Below are 21,549 nucleotides of genomic sequence, written 5' to 3' on the forward strand. Positions count from 1 at the left end.
GAGGTGGACGTCGCGTTATGGAGAGGCTTACTGTAACCCTCGGGGAACGTAGTTACCCGATTACCATCGCGGCTGGTTTGTTTAACGATCCAGCTTCCTTTCTGCCACTGAAATCAGGCGACCAGGTCATGCTGGTCACCAATGAAACGCTGGCGCCGCTTTATCTTGATACCGTTCGCTCCGTACTGGAGCAAGCGGGCGTCAACGTCGACAGCGTCATCCTACCCGACGGCGAGCAGTATAAAAGCCTGGCGGTCATGGATACGGTATTTACCGCGCTGTTGCAAAAACCACACGGCCGCGACACCACATTAGTGGCGCTTGGCGGCGGTGTGGTGGGCGATTTAACCGGTTTTGCCGCAGCGAGCTATCAGCGTGGCGTACGTTTTATTCAGGTTCCAACCACTCTGCTTTCGCAGGTGGACTCTTCGGTAGGCGGCAAAACGGCCGTAAACCATCCCCTCGGTAAAAACATGATTGGCGCCTTCTGGCAACCGGTTTCCGTTGTGGTCGATCTGAGTTGTCTCAAGACATTGCCGAAGCGTGAGCTCTCCTCCGGGCTGGCTGAAGTCATTAAGTACGGCATTATCCTCGACGCTGAGTTCTTCTCCTGGCTGGAAGACAACATCGATGCGCTGATGGCGCTGGATGAGAAAGCGATGGCGTACTGTATTCGCCGTTGTTGTGAGCTGAAAGCCGAAGTTGTTGCCGCCGACGAGCGCGAAACCGGGTTACGTGCTTTACTGAATCTTGGGCATACATTTGGTCATGCTATCGAAGCTGAAATGGGCTACGGTAACTGGCTACATGGCGAAGCCGTGGCGGCAGGTATGGTCATGGCGGCGCATACGTCCGAACGTTTAGGGCAGTTTAGCGCGCGGGACACGCAACGTATTATCGCGCTGTTGCTACGTGCAGGGTTGCCGGTACGCGGGCCGCAGGAAATGTCTGCAGAAGCGTATTTGCCCCACATGATGCGTGATAAAAAGGTACTGGCAGGCGAGATGCGCCTGGTATTGCCGCTCGCTATAGGAAAAAGCGAGGTTCGCGGCGGAGTGTCGCACGATGTAGTTCTTGGCGCGATTGCTGATACTCAGCAGGCGCAACAATAAGAAGGTCTAGCCGCGTCCGCGCGGCGTTATCATTTCGGGTGACATGCGATAATCGTGAGCATAAGCCTTTTAGTGGGGTGTTAAATGGATGATTTAAAACCAGAAGACGATATGAAAGCCGATCGCAACGATCGTCGCGCTGGTCGTTCCCGTCAGTCTTCCGAGCGTGATGCCGATCCGCAGATCAATTTTGACGATCTCGATCTTGAGGCCGATGAAGGCCGTCCGACGCGCGCGAATAAAGCCCGTCGTGAACGCGATGAAGAAGAAGAGTATGAAGAGGACTTCGAGTCCGAAGAAGAGGCAGAAGAAGAGCAGCAGGTTGAACGCCGTCCGCGTAAGCGTAAAAAGGCCCCGGCTAAGCCGGCTTCCCGCCAGTATGTGATGATGGGCGTTGGGGTCCTGGTACTCCTGCTGCTGATCGTTGGCGTGGGTTCGGCGCTGAAATCGCCATCTTCTTCTTCCAATGAATCCGCTTCTGGTGAGAAGAGCGTTAACCTGTCCGGCGACCAAAGCATGACGGCTGACCAGAACACTAACGCCGCGCAGCCGGTTGATCAGACTGCAGGCAATACTAATCCGCCACAGCAGCAGGATGTTTCTCTGCCGCCGATCGCCTCTAACCCGACTCAGGGGCAGCCTGCCACCGAGCCGCAGGGCCAGCAGCGCGTGGAAGTTCAGGGCGATCTGAACAATGCGCTGACCCAACAGCAGGGGCAGATGGATAGCGCGGTGGCTTCCACTTTACCGACCGAGCCTGCAACCGTTGCGCCGGTACGTAATGGCGCCGCTCCGCGTCAAAGCGCCGAGCGTCAGACTGCCGCGACGCCGCGTCCTGCCGAGCGCAAACAGGTCATCATTGAGCCGAAACCGCAGAGCAAACCGCAGGCTACCGCCAAAGCACCGGTTGAAACCAAGCCTAAGCATGTAGAAAACGCGCCTGCAGCGACCGCTAGCAAGCCTGTCGCGACTGCGCAGACTAAACCTGCGGCAACGACCGCACCGGCAACGACTGCGCCGAGTGCAGCGGCAACTGTCCCGGCGGCGACCACCGCGCCTACAGCGACTGCAGCGGCTGGCGGCAAAACGGCTGGCGACGTTGGTTCGATGAAGTCCGCCCCGGCTGGCAACTACACGTTGCAGCTCAGCAGCTCCTCTAACTACAACAACCTGAATAACTGGGCGAAGAAAGAGAAGCTGGAAAAATATGTTGTCTATGAGACGACTCGCAACGGTCAACCGTGGTACGTGCTGGTCAGCGGCATCTACGCTTCGAAAGATGAAGCGAAACGTGCTGTCTCCACGCTCCCTGCGGATGTGCAGGCGAAAAATCCGTGGGCAAAACCGCTGCATCAGGTACAAGCTGACCTGAAGTAATGCCGCGAGTAGTCTTAAGCGCAGGATGCTGTCGGAGCTGTTTCTCCACAGCCGGAGAAAGTGTAATTAGTTAGGCAGCATGAAAAAGAATCGCGCTTTTCTGAAGTGGGCAGGGGGGAAATACCCCCTGCTTGACGATATTAAAAAGCATTTGCCGGAAGGCGAGTGCTTGATTGAGCCCTTTGTGGGTGCCGGGTCGGTATTCCTGAATACCGACTTTTCTCGTTATATCCTCGCGGATATCAACAGCGATCTGATCGGCCTGTACAACATTGTCAAATCGCGCACCGACGAATACGTCGCGGCGTCGCGTGAGATGTTTACGCCGGAAAACAACGCCGCTGAGCGTTACTATCAGTACCGCGATGAATTCAACCAGAGCCAGGACCCGCTGCGTCGCGCGGTGTTGTTCCTGTATCTGAATCGCCACGGCTACAACGGCCTGTGCCGCTACAATCTGCGCGGCGAGTTCAACGTGCCGTTTGGCCGCTACAAAAAGCCTTATTTCCCCGAGGTTGAACTGTATCATTTTGCCGCGAAGGCGCAGAACGCCGAGTTTTACTGCGAATCTTATGAAGAGTGCATGAAGCGGGCGGATAGCCGGACGGTGGTTTATTGCGATCCGCCGTATGCGCCGCTGACGGCGACGGCGAACTTCACCGCCTACCACACCAACAGCTTCAACCTTGAGCAGCAGGTACTACTGGCGCAAAAGGCGGAACTGCTGATGGAAAAACGGATCCCCGTGCTTATCTCCAACCATCGCACGCCGTTGACGCAGGAATGGTATAAAAACGCGGCGGAAACGCATATTGTGAAGGTTCGGCGCAGCATTAGCAGCAACGGTGGTACGCGTAAAAAGGTGGACGAGCTATTAGCGCTGTACCGTCCGCCGAAGACCAAATAAATTTCAAGGAGATGCGGATGAAGCAGTATTTGATTGCCCCTTCGATTCTGTCGGCTGATTTTGCCCGTTTGGGCGAGGATACCGCTAAGGCGCTGGCGGCGGGTGCGGATGTCGTACACTTCGACGTCATGGACAACCACTACGTGCCGAATCTGACGATTGGCCCAATGGTGCTGAAGTCGCTGCGCAACTACGGTATTACCGCGCCGATCGATGTGCACCTGATGGTGAAACCGGTCGACCGCATCATTCCTGATTTTGCCGAAGCCGGCGCCAGCATTATCACCTTCCACCCGGAAGCCTCCGAACACGTAGACCGCAGCCTGCAGCTTATCAAAGAACACGGCTGTAAAGCGGGCCTGGTGTTCAACCCGGCGACGCCGCTGAGCTATCTCGATTACGTTATGGATAAACTGGACGTGATCCTACTGATGTCAGTTAACCCGGGTTTTGGCGGCCAGTCCTTTATTCCGCAGACGCTGGAAAAGTTGCGTCAGGTGCGTCAGCTTATTGATGAATCCGGTTACGACATTCGCCTTGAAGTTGACGGCGGCGTGAAAGCCAGCAATATCGGTGAAATCGCCGCGGCTGGCGCGGATATGTTTGTCGCAGGCTCGGCGATCTTCGGTCAGCCGGACTACAAAAAAGTGATTGATCAAATGCGTGGTGAATTAGCGAAGGTTAGCCATGGATAAGTTACAGGCAATTCGCGGCGTTGCGTTTGATCTGGATGGTACGCTGGTCGACAGCGCCCCAGGATTAACTGCCGCTGTTGATAGCGCGCTTTACGCCCTGGAACTACCAGTGGCGGGTGAGGAACGCGTCGTGACCTGGATTGGCAACGGCGCCGACGTCTTGATGGAGCGGGCGTTGACCTGGGCCCGTCAGGAACGCGCAACGTTACGCGCGGCGATGGGTAAACCTTCCGTCGACAATCATGATATTCCGCAAGACGAACAGCTGCGCGTTTTGCGTAGACTGTTCGACCGCTATTACGCCGAAGCGGCGGAAGAAGGGAGCTTCTTGTTCCCGGCGGTGGCCGATACGCTTGGCGCGCTGCACGCAAAGGGCCTGCCGTTGGCGCTGGTCACCAACAAACCGACGCCGTTCGTTGCGCCGCTGCTTAAGGCGCTGGATATCGCTAAATACTTTAGCGTCGTGATCGGCGGCGATGATGTGAAGAATAAAAAGCCGCATCCGGATCCGCTGCTGTTAGTCGCGGAAAAGCTCTCGCTGGCGCCTGCCGAGCTGCTGTTCGTCGGCGATTCGCGAAACGATATTCAGGCGGCGAAAGCGGCAGGCTGTTGCTCTATCGGCCTGACCTACGGCTATAACTATGGTGAACCGATCGCGCTGAGCGAACCGGATTTTATCTTTGAACAATTTAATGAACTCTTGCCCGTTCTCGGGTTACCGTACAGTGAAACTCAGGAATTAAAAAATGACTAAGCCCATCGTTTTTAGTGGCGCACAGCCCTCAGGTGAATTGACCATTGGCAACTATATGGGTGCGCTGCGTCAATGGGTAAACATGCAGGATGACTATCACTGTATTTACTGCATCGTTGACCAGCACGCGATCACCGTGCGTCAGGATCCGCAGAACCTGCGTAAAGCAACGTTGGATACCCTGGCGCTGTATCTGGCCTGTGGCATCGATCCGCAAAAGAGCACCATCTTTGTGCAGTCTCACGTGCCGGAACACGCACAGCTGGGCTGGGCGCTGAACTGCTACACCTATTTCGGCGAACTGAGCCGTATGACCCAGTTTAAAGACAAGTCTGCGCGCTACGCGGAAAACATCAACGCCGGTCTGTTTGACTATCCGGTGCTGATGGCCGCCGACATTCTGCTGTACCAGACCAACCAGGTTCCGGTAGGCGAAGACCAGAAACAGCACCTTGAACTGAGCCGTGATGTCGCGCAGCGCTTCAACGCAATTTATGGCGATATCTTCAAAGTGCCTGAGCCGTTCATTCCGAAGTCCGGCGCGCGCGTGATGTCACTGCTGGAGCCGACCAAAAAGATGTCCAAGTCCGACGACAACCGCAATAACGTCATCGGCCTGCTGGAAGACCCGAAATCGGTCGTGAAGAAGATCAAACGCGCGGTGACCGACTCCGACGAGCCGCCGGTAGTCCGTTACGATCTGCAAAATAAAGCGGGCGTTTCCAACCTGCTGGACATTCTTTCCGCCGTGACCGGGCAGAGCATTCCAGAGTTGGAACAGCACTTCGAAGGCAAAATGTACGGTCACCTGAAAGGCGAAGTCGCCGAAGCGGTTTCCGGCATGTTGACCGAGCTGCAGGAGCGTTATCACCGTTTCCGTAACGACGAAGCTTTCCTCAACAAGGTGATGAAAGACGGCGCGGAGAAAGCCAGCGCGCATGCGTCTAAAACGTTGAAAGCGGTGTACGAAGCGATTGGCTTTGTCGCCAAACCATAAGCCTTTTTTTGGCGAGTGGAATGTAAAAAAACCGGGAGATTTGAACTGACCCCATAATGTTGGACAGTTTATTTTAAGCGGTTATCTGGGCCTGGGTTCGGTACTCTACCGGACTCAGGCCTTTCAGTTTCTGTTTTATTCTTTCATGGTTGTAATAGTGGATGTAGTCATCGATAGCCATGCGCAACTCGCTGATACTCTTGTGTTCCGTGAGGTAAAAACACTCAGATTTCAGTGTGCCGAAGAAGCTCTCCATCACTGCATTGTCATGACAGTTTCCCTTTCTTGACATGCTCTGTTTCAGGCCGCCGTCCTTAAGTCGCTTCTGATAATGCGCCATCTGGTACTGCCAGCCCTGATCTGAGTGCAGTAGCGGGTATTCGTCTTTGCCCAGTACCGACATCGCTTTCGACAGCATCTCATCCACCATCGATAGCAGTGGACGGGACGCCATCTGATACGCCACTATTTCTCCGTTATACAGATCCAGAACCGGAGACAGATACAGCTTTTCTCCGCTTATTTTAAATTCCGTGACATCTGTTACCCACTTCTGGTTGGGCTTATCCGCACTGAACTGCCGGTTCAGCACATTACCCGCAATTTTCCCGTACCGGCCTCTGTAAGAGTTGTATTTCTTCCTTCTGATACAGCAAGTTAAATCTAACTCTTTCATTAGCCTCTGAACCGTTTTATGGTTCAGTAAGCTTCCTTCCCGGCGGCCAGCCAGCGTGATTCGCCTGTATCCATACCGTCCTTTATGTTTATGGAACAGCGTTAAAATATGCTGCTTATCATCGGCATATTTGTCTGGTTTTTTACCGCGGCCCAGTTGCCAGTAAAACGTGCTTCTCGCCAGCCCTGCCGCTTTTAACAGGCGCGCAAGAGGGAACTCCGGCCTTAACTCATTCACGACCTGCGCTTTATCCCGCGTTTTGACGTGCTTCTTTCCCTGAGTAAGGCCTGCAGCTTTTTTAGATATGCCACTTCAGCACGCAGTTGTTCAAGTTCCTCACGTTCATCCGGATCAAGAAGGGTCTGCAAAGGAGGGACGGGGTGATTCTCAGGGCGTTCTGGCATCGTTTTTTTCTTGCGTCGACTGTCTATAAGGGCTTCTAATCCCCCTTCATCATACAGTCGTTCCCACTGACTAACAGTGGAAAAGGCAGGGATAGTGAATTTTGCACAGACTTCGCGAACAGACAGCTGGTGTTCACGCATATGCAGGATAACGGACTCTTTAAAAGCAGGAGAATAGGTGAAATGCCGGGTTGTAAGCCCGGCTTCGCCATGGAGCTTCCAGGCAGCAGACCATTTACGAACGGCACTGTGATCGATACCAAAACGTTTTGCAGTCGCCTCCTGTCCTTCCAGCCCGGAAAGATAGTGCTGCACAACCTCAAGCTTGAAGCTGAGAGAATACTTGCTCATAAAAAACTGCACCTTACTTCGTTGGGTGTCCAACTTTTTGGGTGCAGTTCAGATTCCCGGTTTTTTTATGCCTGTGATACCGCCTGAACTTAGTGGTTGGAGAACCAGTTAAGCTTGTCGCGCAGCGCTACCACGCGGCCCACGATGATTAGCGATGGGCTGGCCATCTGCTGCGCCAGAATATCCAACTGCTCCAGCGTACCGGTTACCACCTTTTGGCTGACTGCCGTGCCGTTCTCAACGATAGCGGTCGGCATATCCGCCGCCATACCGTGCGCCATCAGCTTTTCGCGGATCGCTGGCGCCTGGTTCAGTCCCATATAGAACACCAGGGTTTGCTTTTCTGCCGCCAGATTTTGCCAGTCGAGATCGCTACCGCTTTTCAGGTGGCCGGTAACCAGACGCACGCCCTGGGCGAAATCGCGATGGGTGAGCGGGATCCCGGAATAGGCCGAGCAGCCGGAGGCGGCGGTAATCCCCGGCACTACCGAGAACGGAATGCCTGCTTCGCAGAGCGTTTCCAGCTCTTCGCCGCCGCGGCCGAAAATAAAGGGATCGCCACCTTTAAGACGGACGACGCGTTTGCCGCTTTGCGCTTCGCGCAGCAGGATTTGGTTAATCTCTTCCTGTGGTACACAGTGGTAGCCCGCGCGCTTGCCGACGAAGACCCGATCGGCGTCGCGGCGTACCAGATTCATAATATCGTCGGAGACCAGTCGGTCGTAGACCACGACATCCGCCTGTTGGATCTGCTGCAACCCTTTGAGGGTCAACAGTCCGGCATCGCCCGGCCCAGCGCCAACCAACACCACTTCGCCGTGATGTTCCAGCGGCTCGGTCAACAGCTGTTCGGTGGTATCGGCGACGGCCTGGCGATCGTCGTTTGCCAGCGACTGCGCGAGGCGATCGTTAACAAACAGCTTTTCCCAGAAGCGGCGGCGCTCGCCGACGGTGGCAAACTGCTTTTTCACCCGCGAACGTAGCTGACCGGCGTAATGGGCGATTTGCCCCAGATGCAGCGGCAGCAGTGATTCGAGCTTTTCGCGCAGCAGGCGCGCCAGCACCGGCGAGGTGCCGCCGGAGGAGACGGCGACCATCAGCGGCGAGCGGTCGATAATCGACGGCATGATAAAGCTGGCCTGGCGCGGGGCATCCACCACGTTGCAGAAAATCCGCCGCGCTTCGGCGGCCTCGCTGACCTGCTGATTGACCGCATCATCGTCGGTGGCGGCGATAGCCAGCCAGCAGTTATCGAGCAGCGTAGGGTTGAAATCGCCCTGCGCCAGCGTCAGCATCTGCGTCTCGGCCCACACCTGAAACTGTGGGGTAAACTGGCGTGAATTGACCGTTAACCGGGCGCCGGCGTCCAGCAGCAGACGCGCCTTACGTTCGGCGACATCGCCGCCGCCGACCAGCAAGCAGTCGCGATCGCGTAGTTGGCAAAAGATAGGTAAGTGGTCCACGGCAGATCCTCACAGCTTAGGGGGGAAAGGGAGTGCGGTCGTAGCATAGCAGCAGAGGGAATCGCGGAGGTATGATTTTTACCGCCTCTACTAATTAGTGGTCATAAGCTGATGATATGGTTCCCCCCGCGGCGCGGAGGGAACCTTGTCATATCAGGCTTTTAGCTGAACTTTTCCGTCTTTTACGCGCGTTTCGTAATGGGCGATGGAATGGCTCTCATCTTCCATACACAGACCGTCACTGAGGCGGAAACGCTGTTTTTTCAGCGGGCTGGCAACCCACAGCGCACCTTCATGCTCAGCAATAATCCCGCGGGACAGCACGCTGGCATTGAAGAATGGATCGATGTTGCTGATGGCGAAGACTCTGTCGTCATGGTAAGGACGGAAAATCGCCACCTGCTGTTGGCCCAGCAGCGCGCAGACGCCGGTTGCTGGCAGGATGTCGTCAATTTTGCAGATGTTTACCCACTGGCTCATGCGTTTTCCTCCACCAGAGTGACCGGGATACGCTCATACGGCGTGGCCGGGCGATGCTGGTCACGCTCCGGCACAACCTGAACGTTCGGGTCGCGCTGGGCGCTGTTGATAAAGTGTTTGAAGCGGGTCTGCGCCGCCGGATTGTTGACGGTTTCGGTCCATTCGCAGGCGAAGGCTTCGCGCAGGCGAGTTAACTCTTCTTCCAGATGCTCGTTCAGGCCCAGTTTATCGTCGATGATGACGCTGCGCAGATAGTCGATGCCGCCTTCCATGTTGTCCAACCACGGCGCGGTACGGGTCAGCTTATCGGCGGTACGGATGTAGAACATCATAAAGCGGTCGAGATATTTGATCAGGGTTTCGCGATCGAGGTCCGCGGCCAGCAGATCGGCGTGGCGTGGTTTCATCCCGCCGTTACCGCAAACGTACAGGTTCCAGCCTTTCTCGGTGGCGATGATCCCGACGTCTTTCCCCTGGGCTTCCGCGCATTCGCGGGTACAGCCGGAGACGCCGAATTTCATTTTGTGCGGGGTGCGGATGCCTTTGTAGCGGTTTTCCAGCTCAACGCCGAAGCCGACGCTATCGCCGACGCCATAGCGGCACCAGGTGCTGCCGACGCAGGTTTTCGCCATACGCAGCGCTTTGGCATACGCATGGCCGGTTTCGAAGCCCGCTTCAATCAGCTGACGCCAGATTTCCGGTAGATCATCTTTCTGCGCGCCGAACAGGCCGATACGCTGGGAACCGGTAATTTTGGTGTACAGGTTGAATTCGCGCGCGATACGGCCCACGGCAACCAACCCTTCCGGCGTGATTTCACCGCCCGCGGAGCGCGGGATGACCGAGTAGGTCCCGTCTTTCTGGATGTTGGCGAGGAAGTTATCGTTAGTATCCTGCAGCGGCGTGTGCTGCGGCTTGAGGATGTACTCATTCCAGCAGGAGGCCAGCAGGGAGCCAACCGTCGGTTTACAGACTTCGCAGCCGTAGCCCTGACCATGTTTTTCCAGCAGCTCATCAAAGGTTTTGATGCCTTCAACGCGAATCAGGTGGAACAGCTCCTGGCGAGAGTAGGCGAAGTGTTCGCACAGGTTGTTGTTGACTTCGATGCCCTGTTTCGCCAGTTCGGCGTTGAGCACCTGGGTGACCAGCGGGATACAGCCACCGCAGCCGGTACCGGCTTTGGTTTCTGCTTTCAGCGCCGCCACGGTGTGGCAGCCTTTGTTGATAGCGGCGATCAGGTCGCCTTTGCTGACGTCGAAGCAGGAACAAATCTGCGCGCTGTCCGGCAGTTTATCCACGCCGATGGACGGCTTGCCGCTGCCGGCGTGGGCCGGGAGGATCAGCGAGTCCGGGTTTTCCGGCAGCTCGATGGCGTTCAGTACCAGCTGCAGCAGGTTGCCGTAATCGCTGGTATCGCCAACCAGTACCGCACCGAGCAGGGTTTTGTTGTCTTCGCTGACGATCAGGCGTTTGTAGACCTCTTTGCTTTCGTCGAGGTAAACGTAGCTACGGGCGCCCGGGGTACGACCGTGAGCGTCGCCAATACCGCCAACGTCAACACCGAGCAGTTTCAGCTTGGCGCTAAGGTCCGCGCCGGTGAACAGATTGTCGCTGCCGAGGATGTGGTCAACGGTGACCTGGGCCATTTTGTAGCCCGGTGCGACGAGCCCGTACACGCGGTTATTCCAGCTGGCGCATTCGCCGATGGCGTAGATATCCGGGTCGGAGGTCTGGCAGGTATCGTTCACCATGATGCCGCCACGTTGGGCGACCGCCAGACCACACTGGGTAGCCAGCTTGTCGCGCGGACGGATACCGGTAGAGAAGACGATGAAATCGACCTGCAGTTCGCTACCATCGGCGAAGCGCATCGTTTTGCGCGCTTCACTGCCCTGTTGGACGATCTCTTTGGTGTTTTTGCTGGTGTGAACTTTCACACCCATGCTTTCGATCTTACGTTTCAGCTGTTCGCCGCCCATCTGATCGAGCTGCTCGGCCATCAGCATCGGTGCAAACTCGATAACATGAGTTTCCACGCCGAGGTTTTTCAGTGCGCCAGCGGCTTCCAGACCGAGCAAGCCGCCGCCAACGACTGCGCCGCGTTTGCTGCGGCGGGCGCAGGATTCGATAGCGTTAAGATCTTCAATGGTGCGATAGACGAAGCAATCCTGGGTTTCCGAACCTTTAATCGGTGGGATCCAGGGATATGAGCCAGTCGCCATAATCAGTTTGTCGTAGAAGACGGTACGGCCAGCGCTGGAGTGAATAACCTTCTCCTGGCGGTTGATCGTGATCGCGCGCTCGCCGATCAGTACCTTGACGCCGTGTTTCTCATAGAAACCTTCACGTACCAGCGACAACTCTTCAGCGGTGTGATGGGAGAAATAAGACGACAGGTGGACACGATCATAGGCGATACGCGGTTCTTCACAGAACACGGTAATGTCGAACTGTCCGGCAGGCGCCTTATCAAGAAGCTCTTCGATAAAGCGATGGCCAACCATGCCGTTACCGATAATAGCGATTCTGACTTTGCTCATTTTTGCCTCGATTTCTTTTCTATTACCACCTACCTTAACGATTCAGCCATTACACTTATTGATACAAATCAATTTAGCCCTGACCTACCACTTAATAGGTATAATTATGATTTCTCAAGGGTTTTCTAAGTGATGGAAAACTCAGGCTTTTCCTTTTTGCTCTTTTTGTGTACAAAATCAGCAGAAGAAATCAGCAATGTCCAGGAGTGCGAAATTATGTCGATGACGCCGCTGTGGTTAATTCAGAACGTCCACCTGCCTGCCCGAGAAGGGCTGTGGCAAATTGCGATTGATAAAGGGCGATTCGGCGACATTACGCCGATGGGAGAGGCGCATAATGAAAGCTACGAGGTGCTTAACGCCCGCGGTGGTCTGGCTATTCCGCCGTTTATCGAACCGCATATTCATCTTGATACCACGCAAACGGCGGGCGAGCCGAACTGGAATCAGTCCGGGACGCTGTTCGAAGGTATCGAACGCTGGGCCGAGCGCAAGGCGTTGCTGAGCCATGAGGATGTGAAAGCCCGCGCATGGAAAACTCTGCGTTGGCAAATCGCCAACGGTATTCAGTTTGTGCGTACCCATGTCGATGTGTCCGACCCGTCGCTGACTGCGCTGAAGGCGATGCTGGAAGTCAAACAAGAGGTAGCGCCATGGGTTGATTTGCAGATAGTCGCCTTCCCCCAGGAAGGGATTTTATCCTACCCCAATGGTGAGAGTTTACTGGAGGAGGCGTTGCGGTTGGGCGCTGACGTCGTCGGGGCGATCCCGCATTTTGAATTCACCCGCGAATATGGCGTTGAATCGCTGCATATCGCCTTCCGGCTGGCGCAAAAATACCAGCGCCAGTTGGATATTCACTGCGATGAAATCGACGATGAACAGTCGCGCTTTGTCGAAACGGTCGCCGCGCTGGCGCTAAAAGAGGGGGTTGGCCCCAGGGTGACCGCCAGCCACACCACCGCGATGCACTCTTATAATGGCGCCTATACCTCACGGCTGTTCCGTCTGTTGAAGCTCTCCGGCATTAACTTTGTCGCTAACCCGTTGGTCAATATTCATCTACAGGGGCGCTTTGATGATTACCCGAAGCGGCGCGGTGTGACGCGGGTGAAAGAGCTGATGGCCGCAGGCATTAACGTCTGCTTCGGCCACGATGACGTATTTGATCCGTGGTATCCGCTGGGAACCGGCAACATGTTGCAGGTGTTGCATATGGGGCTGCATGTTTGTCAGTTGATGGGCTATCAGCAGATTAACGAGAGTTTGCAGCTGATTACCGACAATAGCGCCAGAACATTTGGCCTCAGCGATTATGGCATTGCCACGGGGAACCCGGCTAACCTGGTGATTCTGCCGGCGGAAAATGGCTTTGAGGCGGTACGCTGCCAGGTGCCGGTGCGCTGGTCGATTCGTCAGGGTAGGGTGATCGCCACGACGCAGTTGGCGCAGACGTGGATCCAGACGGATAAAGGCGGGGAGGAGCTGTTCTTTACGAAGAATAACCCCTTTGCCGAAGCAAAGGGGTTTTAGGCTTAGTGCGCCGACGCGTTCTGGCGATGGCGGGAAACGAAGCCGAGGATCAGACACATCACGAATACCACGGCATAGAGACCGTTAGCGGTATGCAGCGCCGCCAGAGGGCCGCTGGCGGCAACAATCGGTCCGGTCACCACGAAGGTCAGCATGGTGCCGATGGTGCCGCAGGTCAGAATGAAGTTAACCAGCTTCGGTGAAGAGACTTTAGTCTGCAGCGAACCAAGGGTGATGATCGAGGTGTAGATGGCGCTGGAGAAGAAGCCCAGGGTCAGGATGAACCATGGCATATGCTCCGGCGAACCGTTGATAAACAGATACATCAGCACTGTCGCCAGGCCCGCCAGCACGGTCAGAATGCGCTGCAGGTCAAAGAAGCGCAGGATGAAGCTGAATGACCACATGCCGATCATATAGGACATCCAGAAATCACTAACCAGTTTGCCAGCGTCGCCGAGGCTCATTCCGAGGCCTTTCGCGTATTCTGGCACCCAGGAGATAAAGCCCAACTGACCGAGGATGTAGCACAGCGCGGCGACGGAGAGGAACAGCACGCCGATGCCCCATTTCTCTTTCACCACCGGTTGGCTGTTTTCGGCCTGCGCTTTATTGCCGAGCACCGGGAAATCGCAACCGAAAGTCAGCACAAAGATAGCCAGGTAGACCAGGCCGATGCAGGCGTACACCCAATACCACTCGATACTCCGCGCCAGCAGAACCGCGGCGACCATCGGGAAAATCATCCCCGCCATGCTGAAGAAGGAGTCGGTAAACAGCAGACGCGCGCCTCTCTGGCGACCTTCATACATGTGGGTGATCAGGAAAGTACCGATCGACATGGTGATCCCGCTGACCAATCCGAGTACGAACATGGAGGCGGAGAACAGCGTCAGGCTGTGGCCGAACATCAGCCCGGCAATCGCCAACAGCATCAGGATAAAGCCGAAGCGCAGCTGGGTTTTCAGCGGCACGATTTCCATCAACCACGCATTGAGGAAGATAGAAATCAGAATACCGGCATTGAGGAAGGTAAAGGTGTTACTCATACTGGACACCGGAAGATGGAAATAATCTGCGATGTTCCCCATCACCATCCCGGTGACGATCACCAACGCGCCAGTCAGGGCGTAGGAGAAGAAGCTGATCCATGTGAGCTTGATACGGTTGCTGTTAGTCATGACAGGCCTGTGAATAGAAATATAAAGCGCAGTTGACACTGCGCCGGGCGCACAGATTTTATTCATTCAAGTGATGTAAGCAAACGTTTATATTGAAATGTAGAACTTTTTGCATGGTTTAGTGTGATGTGCATCACATTTGTGGTTTTGGTCAGGGCACGGTACGTTCGTAACAAGTGTTTCAGCTAAGTAAAATTAGGTAAAAGGCTGGCTCACTATGCAAAGGCTCTTTAGAATCAAGGCACTTGCTTTTTATCTGCTCCGTTAAGGAATTTCCATGCTCAAATCCACTCTGGCGGCGATGGCTGCCGTATTCGCCATTTCAGCTTTTTCCCCCGCTATGGCGGCAAAGGGCGACCCGCATGTATTGCTGACGACTTCGGCTGGCAACATTGAGCTGGAACTGAACAGCCAGAAGGCGCCGATTTCTGTCGATAACTTCCTGAAGTACGTGAACAGCGGTTTCTATAACAACACCACCTTCCACCGTGTGATCCCGGGCTTTATGGTGCAGGGCGGCGGTTTTAACGAGCAGATGCAGCAAAAGCAGCCTAATCCGCCGATTAAAAACGAAGCTGATAACGGTCTGCGTAACACTCGCGGCACGATTGCGATGGCGCGTACCGCCGACCAGGACAGCGCGACCAGCCAGTTCTTCATCAACGTTGCGGATAACGCCTTCCTTGACCACGGCCAGCGCGATTTTGGCTATGCGGTATTTGGTAAAGTGGTGAAGGGGATGGACATCGCTGACAAAATTTCCCAGGTGCCGACCCACAACGTCGGACCGTATCAGAATGTGCCGTCTAAGCCGGTAGTTATTCTGTCCGCAAAAGTCTTGCCGTAACCTTCTTCTGGCGCGAGCGGCCTGCTCGCGCTTTGCATGCCTCTCTGCGTAACCTGGAATTGCTGCTTATACTTGTGGCACACAGGGGACAATAAGGGAGGCGACCATGCGTTTACTCACCGATAAGCAAAAATCCCGACTCTGGGAACAGACCCGCAATGCTAATTTTCAGGCCAGCCGACGTCTTGAAGGTGCGACGGTGCCGCTGATTAGTCTGACGGCTGATGAAGCGCTGGCGCGTCTTGCCGAGCTGAGGAGGCGTCATGAGCGATAAATATGGCGACGACCGCGACCCCTATCTCTATCCCGCGTTGGATGTGCTCCGCAACCGATTAGGCATTCATCAGGCGCAGCGTCTGGAACAGACGGCCTGGGAAATCACCTCTTTGCGCGCCGCGACGATCCCACTGGGGCCGCGTGGCCGCGGTTTGCCGCATCTCTGCGCTATTCATCGTCAGCTTTATCAGGACCTGTTTGACTGGGCGGGCAAGCTGCGGGAAATCGATATCTACCAGGGCGACACGCCGTTTTGCCACTTCGCGTGGATAGAAAAAGAGGGCAACGCGCTGATGCGCGGGTTGGAAGAAGAGAACTACCTCTGCGATCTCCCCAGGGAGACCTTCGTCGAACGCCTGAGTTGGTACTATGGCGAAATCAACGTTCTGCATCCGTTCCGTCTCGGCAATGGCCTGGCGCAGCGTATTTTCTTCGAGCAGTTGGCGATTCATGCCGGCTACCTGCTGGGCTGGCGGGACGTCGAGCCGGATGAGTGGAACCAGGCGAATCAGTTAGGAGCGATGGGCGATCCGGAACCGCTGGAACGGATCTTTCGTAAAGTGGTAAGCGAAGCGCGGGAATCTGAGTAGAATAGCCCGGTTTTGTTTTTTCCGGAGCCGCTATGATCCTGCTAATCGACAACTATGACTCTTTCACCTGGAATCTGTATCAGTACTTTTGCGAACTGGGCGCTGAGGTGCTGGTCAAGCGCAACGATGAGTTGACGCTGGAAGAGATCGCGTTGTTGGCGCCGGAGAAAATCGTTATCTCACCGGGCCCCTGTACGCCAGATGAATCCGGCATTTCGCTGGCGGTCATCCGCCACTACGCGGGGAAAACGCCATTGCTTGGCGTCTGCCTCGGACACCAGGCGATAGCACAGGTTTTCGGGGCCACTATCGTGCGCGCCGCGAAGGTCATGCACGGTAAAACGTCGCTTATCGAACATACCGGGGAAGGGGTTTTTCAGGGGCTGAATAATCCGCTTACCGTGACCCGTTACCATTCCCTGGTCATCGACCCGCCAACGCTCCCCGATGCTTTTATCGTGACCGCCCGCAGCGCTAGCGGTGAAATTATGGGGATTCGTCACCGCCAGTGGGATCTGGAAGGGGTACAGTTCCACCCGGAGAGCATTCTTAGCGAGCAGGGACATCAGCTGTTGGAAAACTTCCTCAAACGCTGATTTGTAGTTGCCATTGTCTGATTTATTATGCATATTTTGTGAGTAAATTATCAAAATAATTACTGCATAACAGAGAAGGATGGGCATGACATGGCAACAGAGCAACCGGCAATCACCCGCGCCACATTCGATGAAGTTATTCTGCCGATTTATGCACCGGCAGAGTTTATCCCGGTGAAGGGAAAGGGCAGCCGGGTTTGGGATCAGCAGGGTAAAGAGTACGTTGATTTCGCTGGCGGGATTGCGGTGACGGCGCTGGGTCATTGTCATCCTGCGCTGGTGGCGGCGCTGCGCGAGCAGGGTGAAACACTGTGGCACACCAGTAATGTCTTTACCAACGAGCCGGCGCTGCGCCTGGGCCGTCAACTGGTGGATGCGACCTTCGCCGAGCGCGTGGCGTTTATGAATTCCGGAACGGAAGCCAACGAAACGGCGTTTAAGCTGGCGCGCCACTACGCCGTGACCCGTCACAGCCCGTACAAAACTAAAATCATCGCTTTCCACAATGCCTTCCACGGTCGTTCGCTGTTTACCGTCTCCGTCGGCGGCCAGCCGAAATATTCTGACGGCTTCGGACCGAAACCAGCGGATATCGTTCACGTGCCGTTTAACGATCTTCATGCGGTGAAAGCGGTGATGGATGACCATACCTGCGCGGTGGTGGTTGAGCCGATTCAGGGAGAGGGCGGAGTGATGGCGGCGACGCCAGCGTTTCTGCAGGGGCTGCGTGAGCTTTGCGACCAGCATCAGGCGCTGCTGGTGTTTGATGAAGTGCAGTGCGGAATGGGGCGTACCGGCTCGCTGTTCGCCTATATGCACTACGGCGTGACGCCGGATATCCTGACCAGCGCCAAAGCGCTCGGCGGCGGCTTCCCAATAAGCGCCATGCTGACCACCCATGAAATTGCCAGCGCATTCCATGCCGGTTCGCACGGTTCAACCTACGGCGGCAATCCGCTGGCCTGCGCGGTGGCGACGGCGGCCTTTAACCTGATTAACACCCCAGAAGTGCTGGATGGCGTCAACGCCAAACGGGCGCGGTTTGTCGAGCACTTGCAGCAGATCGACGCGCAGTTCGATCTGTTCAGCGAAATCCGCGGTATGGGGCTGTTAATCGGCGCGGAACTGAAGCCGCAGCATCACGGACGCGCGCGTGATTTCCTCTACGCCGCCGCCGATGCAGGGGTGATGGTGCTGAACGCCGGTCCGGACGTGATGCGCTTTGTGCCGTCGCTGGTGATTGACGATAGCGATATCGCAGAAGGGATGGCCCGCTTTGCTCAGGCGGTTGAGCGCGTACTTAGCGCTTAGCCGTGCGCAACCAGATGCCGTGATGCGGACGTTGACGCCATGCCACCGACGAAATGGTGTGCATGGTATTGAGGTGGCCGAGGATCCGCTGCAGGTGCTGTTCGAGCGTACTGAGCGGCCCGCGTAGCACTTCCGCGTCCTGCGATTCCATAATATTCACATCGCTGCCCGGCCCGTCTGAATCCAGACGTTGCTGACAGCGCTGCAGGGCAATCTCGCAAGACTCCAGATAACGCTGCGCCAGATCCGGCGTCAGCATCGTATGCTCGCGCGCCAGCGTGGTCATCGCATTGATATGTTCAACGATAAACTGGCTATGTGTGACCCACAGTTTCATATCTTCCAGGTAGTGCGAGTTAAAGCCGGGCTCCTGCATTGCCTGGTTAAGTGAGTTGTACAGGGCATTGTGCGCCTGGTTGACGCGCATGCGCTGGTAAGCCAGCGCTGGCGCCTGCGGGTCATCGCTGAGGATCAGCTGAATGGCCTCCTGGTCTGCTTCTAAGGCATCGTGGGCGTTTTTACGCAACAGGCCGCTCTGCCACTGCGGCCACAGCCAGACCATACCGCCGAAGGCGATCAGGCAGCCAATAATCGTATCGATAAAGCGGGCGATGATAAACTGCTCACCGTTAAGCGTCAGTAGCTGCAGGGTATATACCGCAGTGACGGTAAAGCCCACCATTGCCCAACCGTAATGTTGGCGAATGATAAGGTAGCTCAGCAACGTGATGAACAGCATGCCGCTCAGTGTATAGCTCTCCGGGACGTGGAAGTGTAGCGTTAACCAGGCGATGACCAAACCCGCCAGCGTGCCCGCCGCCCGGTGGACGATGCGCACCCGGGTGGCGCCGTAGCCATTTTGCGTCACGAACAGGATGGTCATCAGGATCCAGTAGGGCTTAGGCAAATGCAGCGCGCTGCCCATCAGGCTGGCGACGCTCAACATCACACTGATACGCGCGGCGTTGCGCAGCGCCGGAGATTTTAGCGACAGGTAGTTCTTCAGCGCCGGCAGCAGCGGCAGACGCCGCTCTTTATCCGCCATCAGATTACGGGCATACAATGGACGCTGGGTGCGCAGCACTCGGGCAATACGGCTGAAGTGCCAGGCGCAGAACTGTCCGACCGGGTTATCGGGATGCTGATAAGCGATTTTCTCCAGCGCGCCGATTTGCTTATCCATCTGGAAGCGGCGCGGGTAGCGGTGGTAGAGAATATCGTCCGCCAGCACCCGCAGGCGGGCGGCAACGGTCTGGGCGTTCCAGCGGATCACCGCTTCCGCGTGGCTGCGCTCCACCAGTTTTTGCACCTCTTCCGGCTGGTGCAGGCTCACCGAAATATGCTCCTGCAAATCCATTCCGATCTGAAATGCGCGTAACAGCCGCTTATGGTCGCTGCGCTGGTTAGCGGCCAGCATATGCATCTGCTGATAGCATTGGGTGATCAGATCGACCACTTTCTGCTGGCGGGTGAGCAGCGGCGGCAGAGACGTCGTTGGGTCAGTATGCTGTGTCAGCAGGCTATATTTGGCCTCGCAATAGTCGGCCAGTTCACGATACAGCAGGCTTAATGACTCGCGCAGCGGTTGCTCCCGCCATAGCCAAAACCAGAACCAGTTGAAGAGTCCGTACCATAGGGTGCCGAGCGCATAAATTAGCAGAGGCTCCCAAATTGGCATATTACCCGCCAGGCTTAAGGTAAAAATGGCGGCAATAAGCGATGCCGGCAGTAATCGGGCGTGGAGTGAGCTAATTTCCGCGGTTACGCCGAGGATTAGCGCCAGGCCGCTTAGGATCAGCGGTAGCGAAATGTCGCGCTCAAGCAGTAATTGCACAATCAAGCTGCTGCCGGCAAACAGGCAACCGCCGACGATCAGGCGTTTAAAAAAGCGTTTATGCGGGGTGTCGAGGCCAGCGATGTTGCAGCAGGCGGGCACCAAAGAGAATAGCAGTCCTTGCTGTAGATGGCCGAGCAGAAGACCGATGGCCACAGGTAAGCACAGCACCAGCGTTTGCCGCAGTGCATAGTTGACTTCCGGGTGGTAAATCAGCCTGCGCCACATGGGGGAAACAAAAACGGCGTACTGCGCGGGGCAGTACGCCGTTTGCCGACTTAACGGGTACCGTAGACGACGATAGTTTTACCGTGTGCGGAGATCAGGTTTTGATCTTCCAGCATCTTCAGGATACGACCAACGGTTTCACGAGAGCAACCGACGATCTGACCGATTTCCTGACGGGTGATTTTGATCTGCATTCCGTCCGGGTGGGTCATGGCGTCAGGTTGTTTTGCCAGATTCAGCAAGGTCTGAGCGATACGACCTGTCACGTCGAGGAAGGCGAGGTTACCGACTTTCTCTGAAGTGACCTGCAGACGACGCGCCATCTGCGAAGAGAGGCGCATCAGAATATCCGGGTTCACCTGGATTAACTGACGAAATTTTTTGTAAGAGATCTCGGCCACTTCACATGCGGTTTTCGCACGTACCCAGGCACTACGTTCCTGACCTTCTTCAAACAGGCCTAATTCACCGATGAAATCGCCCTGGTTGAGGTAAGAGAGGATCATCTCTTTACCTTCTTCATCCTTGATGAGTACAGCCACGGAGCCTTTTACGATGTAGTAAAGCGTTTCTGCTTTCTCACCCTGGTGAATCAGCGTGCTCTTTGATGGGTACTTATGAATGTGGCAATGAGACAAGAACCATTCAAGGGTAGGGTCTGTTTGCGGTTTGCCAAGCACCATGCGCGGTTATCCTCTGTTATAAGCTATCTCCGGACGCCGACACTACACGGCATCCGGGCATGCAATCGTATTTTTCCCTATGCCTGGGAAGCTGGCTGCTCAATTTATACAGCCTGTAATGTGAACTCCTCAGCATACATGCGGTACATCAATGTATTACTGTAGCATCCAGACTGTTTTAGCATAGCTTTCACCGCATGTCTCCTGGTGTCTCGCTTCAGCATGACCCAGGTCGCCTTCCGTTGCGAGATTTGTTATGTGCGCGTAATCTGTCAGGAAAATTGCAACAGCGGAGTTATATTTTATGCAAGCGCGTGTGAAATGGGTGGAAGGTCTAACCTTCATCGGTGAGTCGGCCTCTGGCCACCAGATTTTGATGGATGGCAACTCCGGAGATAAAGCGCCAAGCCCGATGGAGATGGTGCTGATGGCGGCAGGCGGTTGCAGCGCGATTGACGTCGTGTCGATTCTGCAGAAAGGACGCCAAAACGTAACCAACTGCGAAGTGAAGCTAACCTCTGAGCGCCGTGAAGAGGCGCCGCGCCTGTTTACCCATATCAATCTGCACTTTATCGTTACCGGCAAAGAGCTGAAAGATGCGGCGGTTTCCCGGGCGGTAGACCTGTCGGCGGAGAAGTACTGCTCGGTCGCGCTGATGCTGGAGAAGGCTGTCAACATCACCCACTCCTACGAAGTGATCGACGCCTGAGCGAA

General features: G+C 55.6%; 20 protein-coding genes. 13 read left to right on the forward strand and 7 right to left on the reverse strand.

The features are described 5' to 3' along the window. The first annotated feature begins 17 nt into the window (after positions 1–17). The 6 genes from aroB to trpS all read left to right on the forward strand — a co-directional run bounded on the left by aroB (position 18) and on the right by trpS (position 5,842). Positions 18–1,112: a 3-dehydroquinate synthase gene (aroB, locus tag PYR66_01685; protein ID WEF28476.1), complete on the forward strand. Its 1,095-nt coding sequence runs from the start codon at positions 18–20 to the stop codon at positions 1,110–1,112. An 84-nt stretch (positions 1,113–1,196) separates the two neighbouring features. Beyond that, a complete protein-coding gene (gene damX / locus PYR66_01690; GenBank protein ID WEF28477.1) occupies positions 1,197–2,489 on the forward strand; it encodes a cell division protein DamX in 1,293 nt (430 codons plus the stop codon). Between the two features lie 79 nt (positions 2,490–2,568). Next, positions 2,569–3,396 carry an adenine-specific DNA-methyltransferase gene (gene dam, locus PYR66_01695; GenBank protein WEF28478.1) on the forward strand — a complete coding sequence of 276 codons (828 nt, stop codon included), beginning with the start codon at positions 2,569–2,571 and terminating at the stop codon, positions 3,394–3,396. A gap of 17 nt (positions 3,397–3,413) precedes the next feature. Beyond that, positions 3,414–4,091, forward strand: coding sequence for a ribulose-phosphate 3-epimerase (gene rpe, locus PYR66_01700; protein WEF28479.1), 678 nt, complete (start codon positions 3,414–3,416; stop codon positions 4,089–4,091). After that, the gene (gph, locus tag PYR66_01705; protein WEF28480.1) at positions 4,084–4,845 is read left to right on the forward strand and encodes a phosphoglycolate phosphatase; all 762 of its coding nucleotides are present in this window, start codon (positions 4,084–4,086) and stop codon (positions 4,843–4,845) included. The genes rpe and gph overlap by 8 nt, the downstream gene beginning before the upstream one ends. Next, positions 4,838–5,842, forward strand: a complete 1,005-nt coding sequence (gene trpS / locus PYR66_01710) for a tryptophan--tRNA ligase (GenBank protein ID WEF28481.1) — start codon at positions 4,838–4,840, stop codon at positions 5,840–5,842. The genes gph and trpS overlap by 8 nt, the downstream gene beginning before the upstream one ends. A gap of 73 nt (positions 5,843–5,915) precedes the next feature. Here the strand turns inward: trpS and PYR66_01715 are convergent. The 4 genes from PYR66_01715 to nirB all read right to left on the reverse strand — a co-directional run bounded on the left by PYR66_01715 (position 5,916) and on the right by nirB (position 11,756). Further along, positions 5,916–7,273 (reverse strand): IS3 family transposase gene (locus PYR66_01715; protein WEF28482.1). Its coding sequence is split into 2 segments (ribosomal slippage): positions 5,916–6,811 and positions 6,811–7,273, totalling 1,359 coding nucleotides; the frame shifts between segments, so codons are not numbered across the junction. A gap of 89 nt (positions 7,274–7,362) precedes the next feature. Next, complete coding sequence (gene cysG, locus PYR66_01720; protein WEF28483.1) at positions 7,363–8,736, reverse strand: siroheme synthase CysG; 1,374 nt, start codon at positions 8,734–8,736, stop codon at positions 7,363–7,365. 153 nt (positions 8,737–8,889) lie between these two features. Then, positions 8,890–9,216 carry a nitrite reductase small subunit NirD gene (gene nirD / locus PYR66_01725; GenBank protein ID WEF28484.1) on the reverse strand — a complete coding sequence of 109 codons (327 nt, stop codon included), beginning with the start codon at positions 9,214–9,216 and terminating at the stop codon, positions 8,890–8,892. Further along, positions 9,213–11,756, reverse strand: coding sequence for a nitrite reductase large subunit NirB (gene nirB, locus PYR66_01730; protein ID WEF28485.1), 2,544 nt, complete (start codon positions 11,754–11,756; stop codon positions 9,213–9,215). The genes nirD and nirB overlap by 4 nt, the downstream gene beginning before the upstream one ends. Before the next feature lie 216 nt (positions 11,757–11,972). Between nirB and PYR66_01735 the strand changes: the two genes are divergently transcribed. Beyond that, complete coding sequence (locus PYR66_01735; GenBank protein WEF28486.1) at positions 11,973–13,289, forward strand: cytosine deaminase; 1,317 nt, start codon at positions 11,973–11,975, stop codon at positions 13,287–13,289. A gap of 2 nt (positions 13,290–13,291) precedes the next feature. Here PYR66_01735 and tsgA read toward each other — a convergent pair whose 3' ends face one another. Further along, positions 13,292–14,470 carry an MFS transporter TsgA gene (tsgA, locus tag PYR66_01740; protein WEF28487.1) on the reverse strand — a complete coding sequence of 393 codons (1,179 nt, stop codon included), beginning with the start codon at positions 14,468–14,470 and terminating at the stop codon, positions 13,292–13,294. A gap of 277 nt (positions 14,471–14,747) precedes the next feature. Between tsgA and ppiA the strand changes: the two genes are divergently transcribed. The 5 genes from ppiA (at position 14,748) to PYR66_01765 (ending at position 18,090) form a co-directional block, all read left to right on the forward strand. Further along, positions 14,748–15,317, forward strand: coding sequence for a peptidylprolyl isomerase A (gene ppiA / locus PYR66_01745; GenBank protein ID WEF28488.1), 570 nt, complete (start codon positions 14,748–14,750; stop codon positions 15,315–15,317). 106 nt (positions 15,318–15,423) lie between these two features. Further along, positions 15,424–15,591: a YhfG family protein gene (locus PYR66_01750; protein WEF28489.1), complete on the forward strand. Its 168-nt coding sequence runs from the start codon at positions 15,424–15,426 to the stop codon at positions 15,589–15,591. Then, a complete protein-coding gene (locus PYR66_01755; GenBank protein ID WEF28490.1) occupies positions 15,581–16,183 on the forward strand; it encodes a putative adenosine monophosphate-protein transferase Fic in 603 nt (200 codons plus the stop codon). The genes PYR66_01750 and PYR66_01755 overlap by 11 nt, the downstream gene beginning before the upstream one ends. 32 nt (positions 16,184–16,215) lie before the next feature. After that, a complete protein-coding gene (gene pabA / locus PYR66_01760; GenBank protein ID WEF28491.1) occupies positions 16,216–16,779 on the forward strand; it encodes an aminodeoxychorismate synthase component 2 in 564 nt (187 codons plus the stop codon). A gap of 90 nt (positions 16,780–16,869) precedes the next feature. Beyond that, the gene (locus PYR66_01765; GenBank protein ID WEF28492.1) at positions 16,870–18,090 is read left to right on the forward strand and encodes an aspartate aminotransferase family protein; all 1,221 of its coding nucleotides are present in this window, start codon (positions 16,870–16,872) and stop codon (positions 18,088–18,090) included. Here the strand turns inward: PYR66_01765 and PYR66_01770 are convergent. Together PYR66_01770 and crp are read right to left on the reverse strand one after the other, a co-directional pair. After that, positions 18,080–20,152 carry a YccS/YhfK family putative transporter gene (locus PYR66_01770; protein ID WEF28493.1) on the reverse strand — a complete coding sequence of 691 codons (2,073 nt, stop codon included), beginning with the start codon at positions 20,150–20,152 and terminating at the stop codon, positions 18,080–18,082. The two genes, PYR66_01765 and PYR66_01770, sit on opposite strands and share 11 nt — an antisense overlap. Positions 20,153–20,202: 50 nt before the next feature. Continuing rightward, on the reverse strand, positions 20,203–20,835 hold the full coding sequence (gene crp / locus PYR66_01775) for a cAMP-activated global transcriptional regulator CRP (GenBank protein ID WEF28494.1): 633 nt from the start codon (positions 20,833–20,835) through the stop codon (positions 20,203–20,205). A gap of 304 nt (positions 20,836–21,139) precedes the next feature. Here crp and PYR66_01780 point away from each other — a divergent pair, with 304 nt between their 5' ends. Beyond that, positions 21,140–21,544 carry an OsmC family protein gene (locus tag PYR66_01780; protein ID WEF28495.1) on the forward strand — a complete coding sequence of 135 codons (405 nt, stop codon included), beginning with the start codon at positions 21,140–21,142 and terminating at the stop codon, positions 21,542–21,544. Positions 21,545–21,549: the final 5 nt, after the last annotated feature.

Source organism: Klebsiella aerogenes, from assembly GCA_029027985.1.
Lineage (GTDB): Bacteria > Pseudomonadota > Gammaproteobacteria > Enterobacterales > Enterobacteriaceae > Klebsiella > Klebsiella aerogenes_A.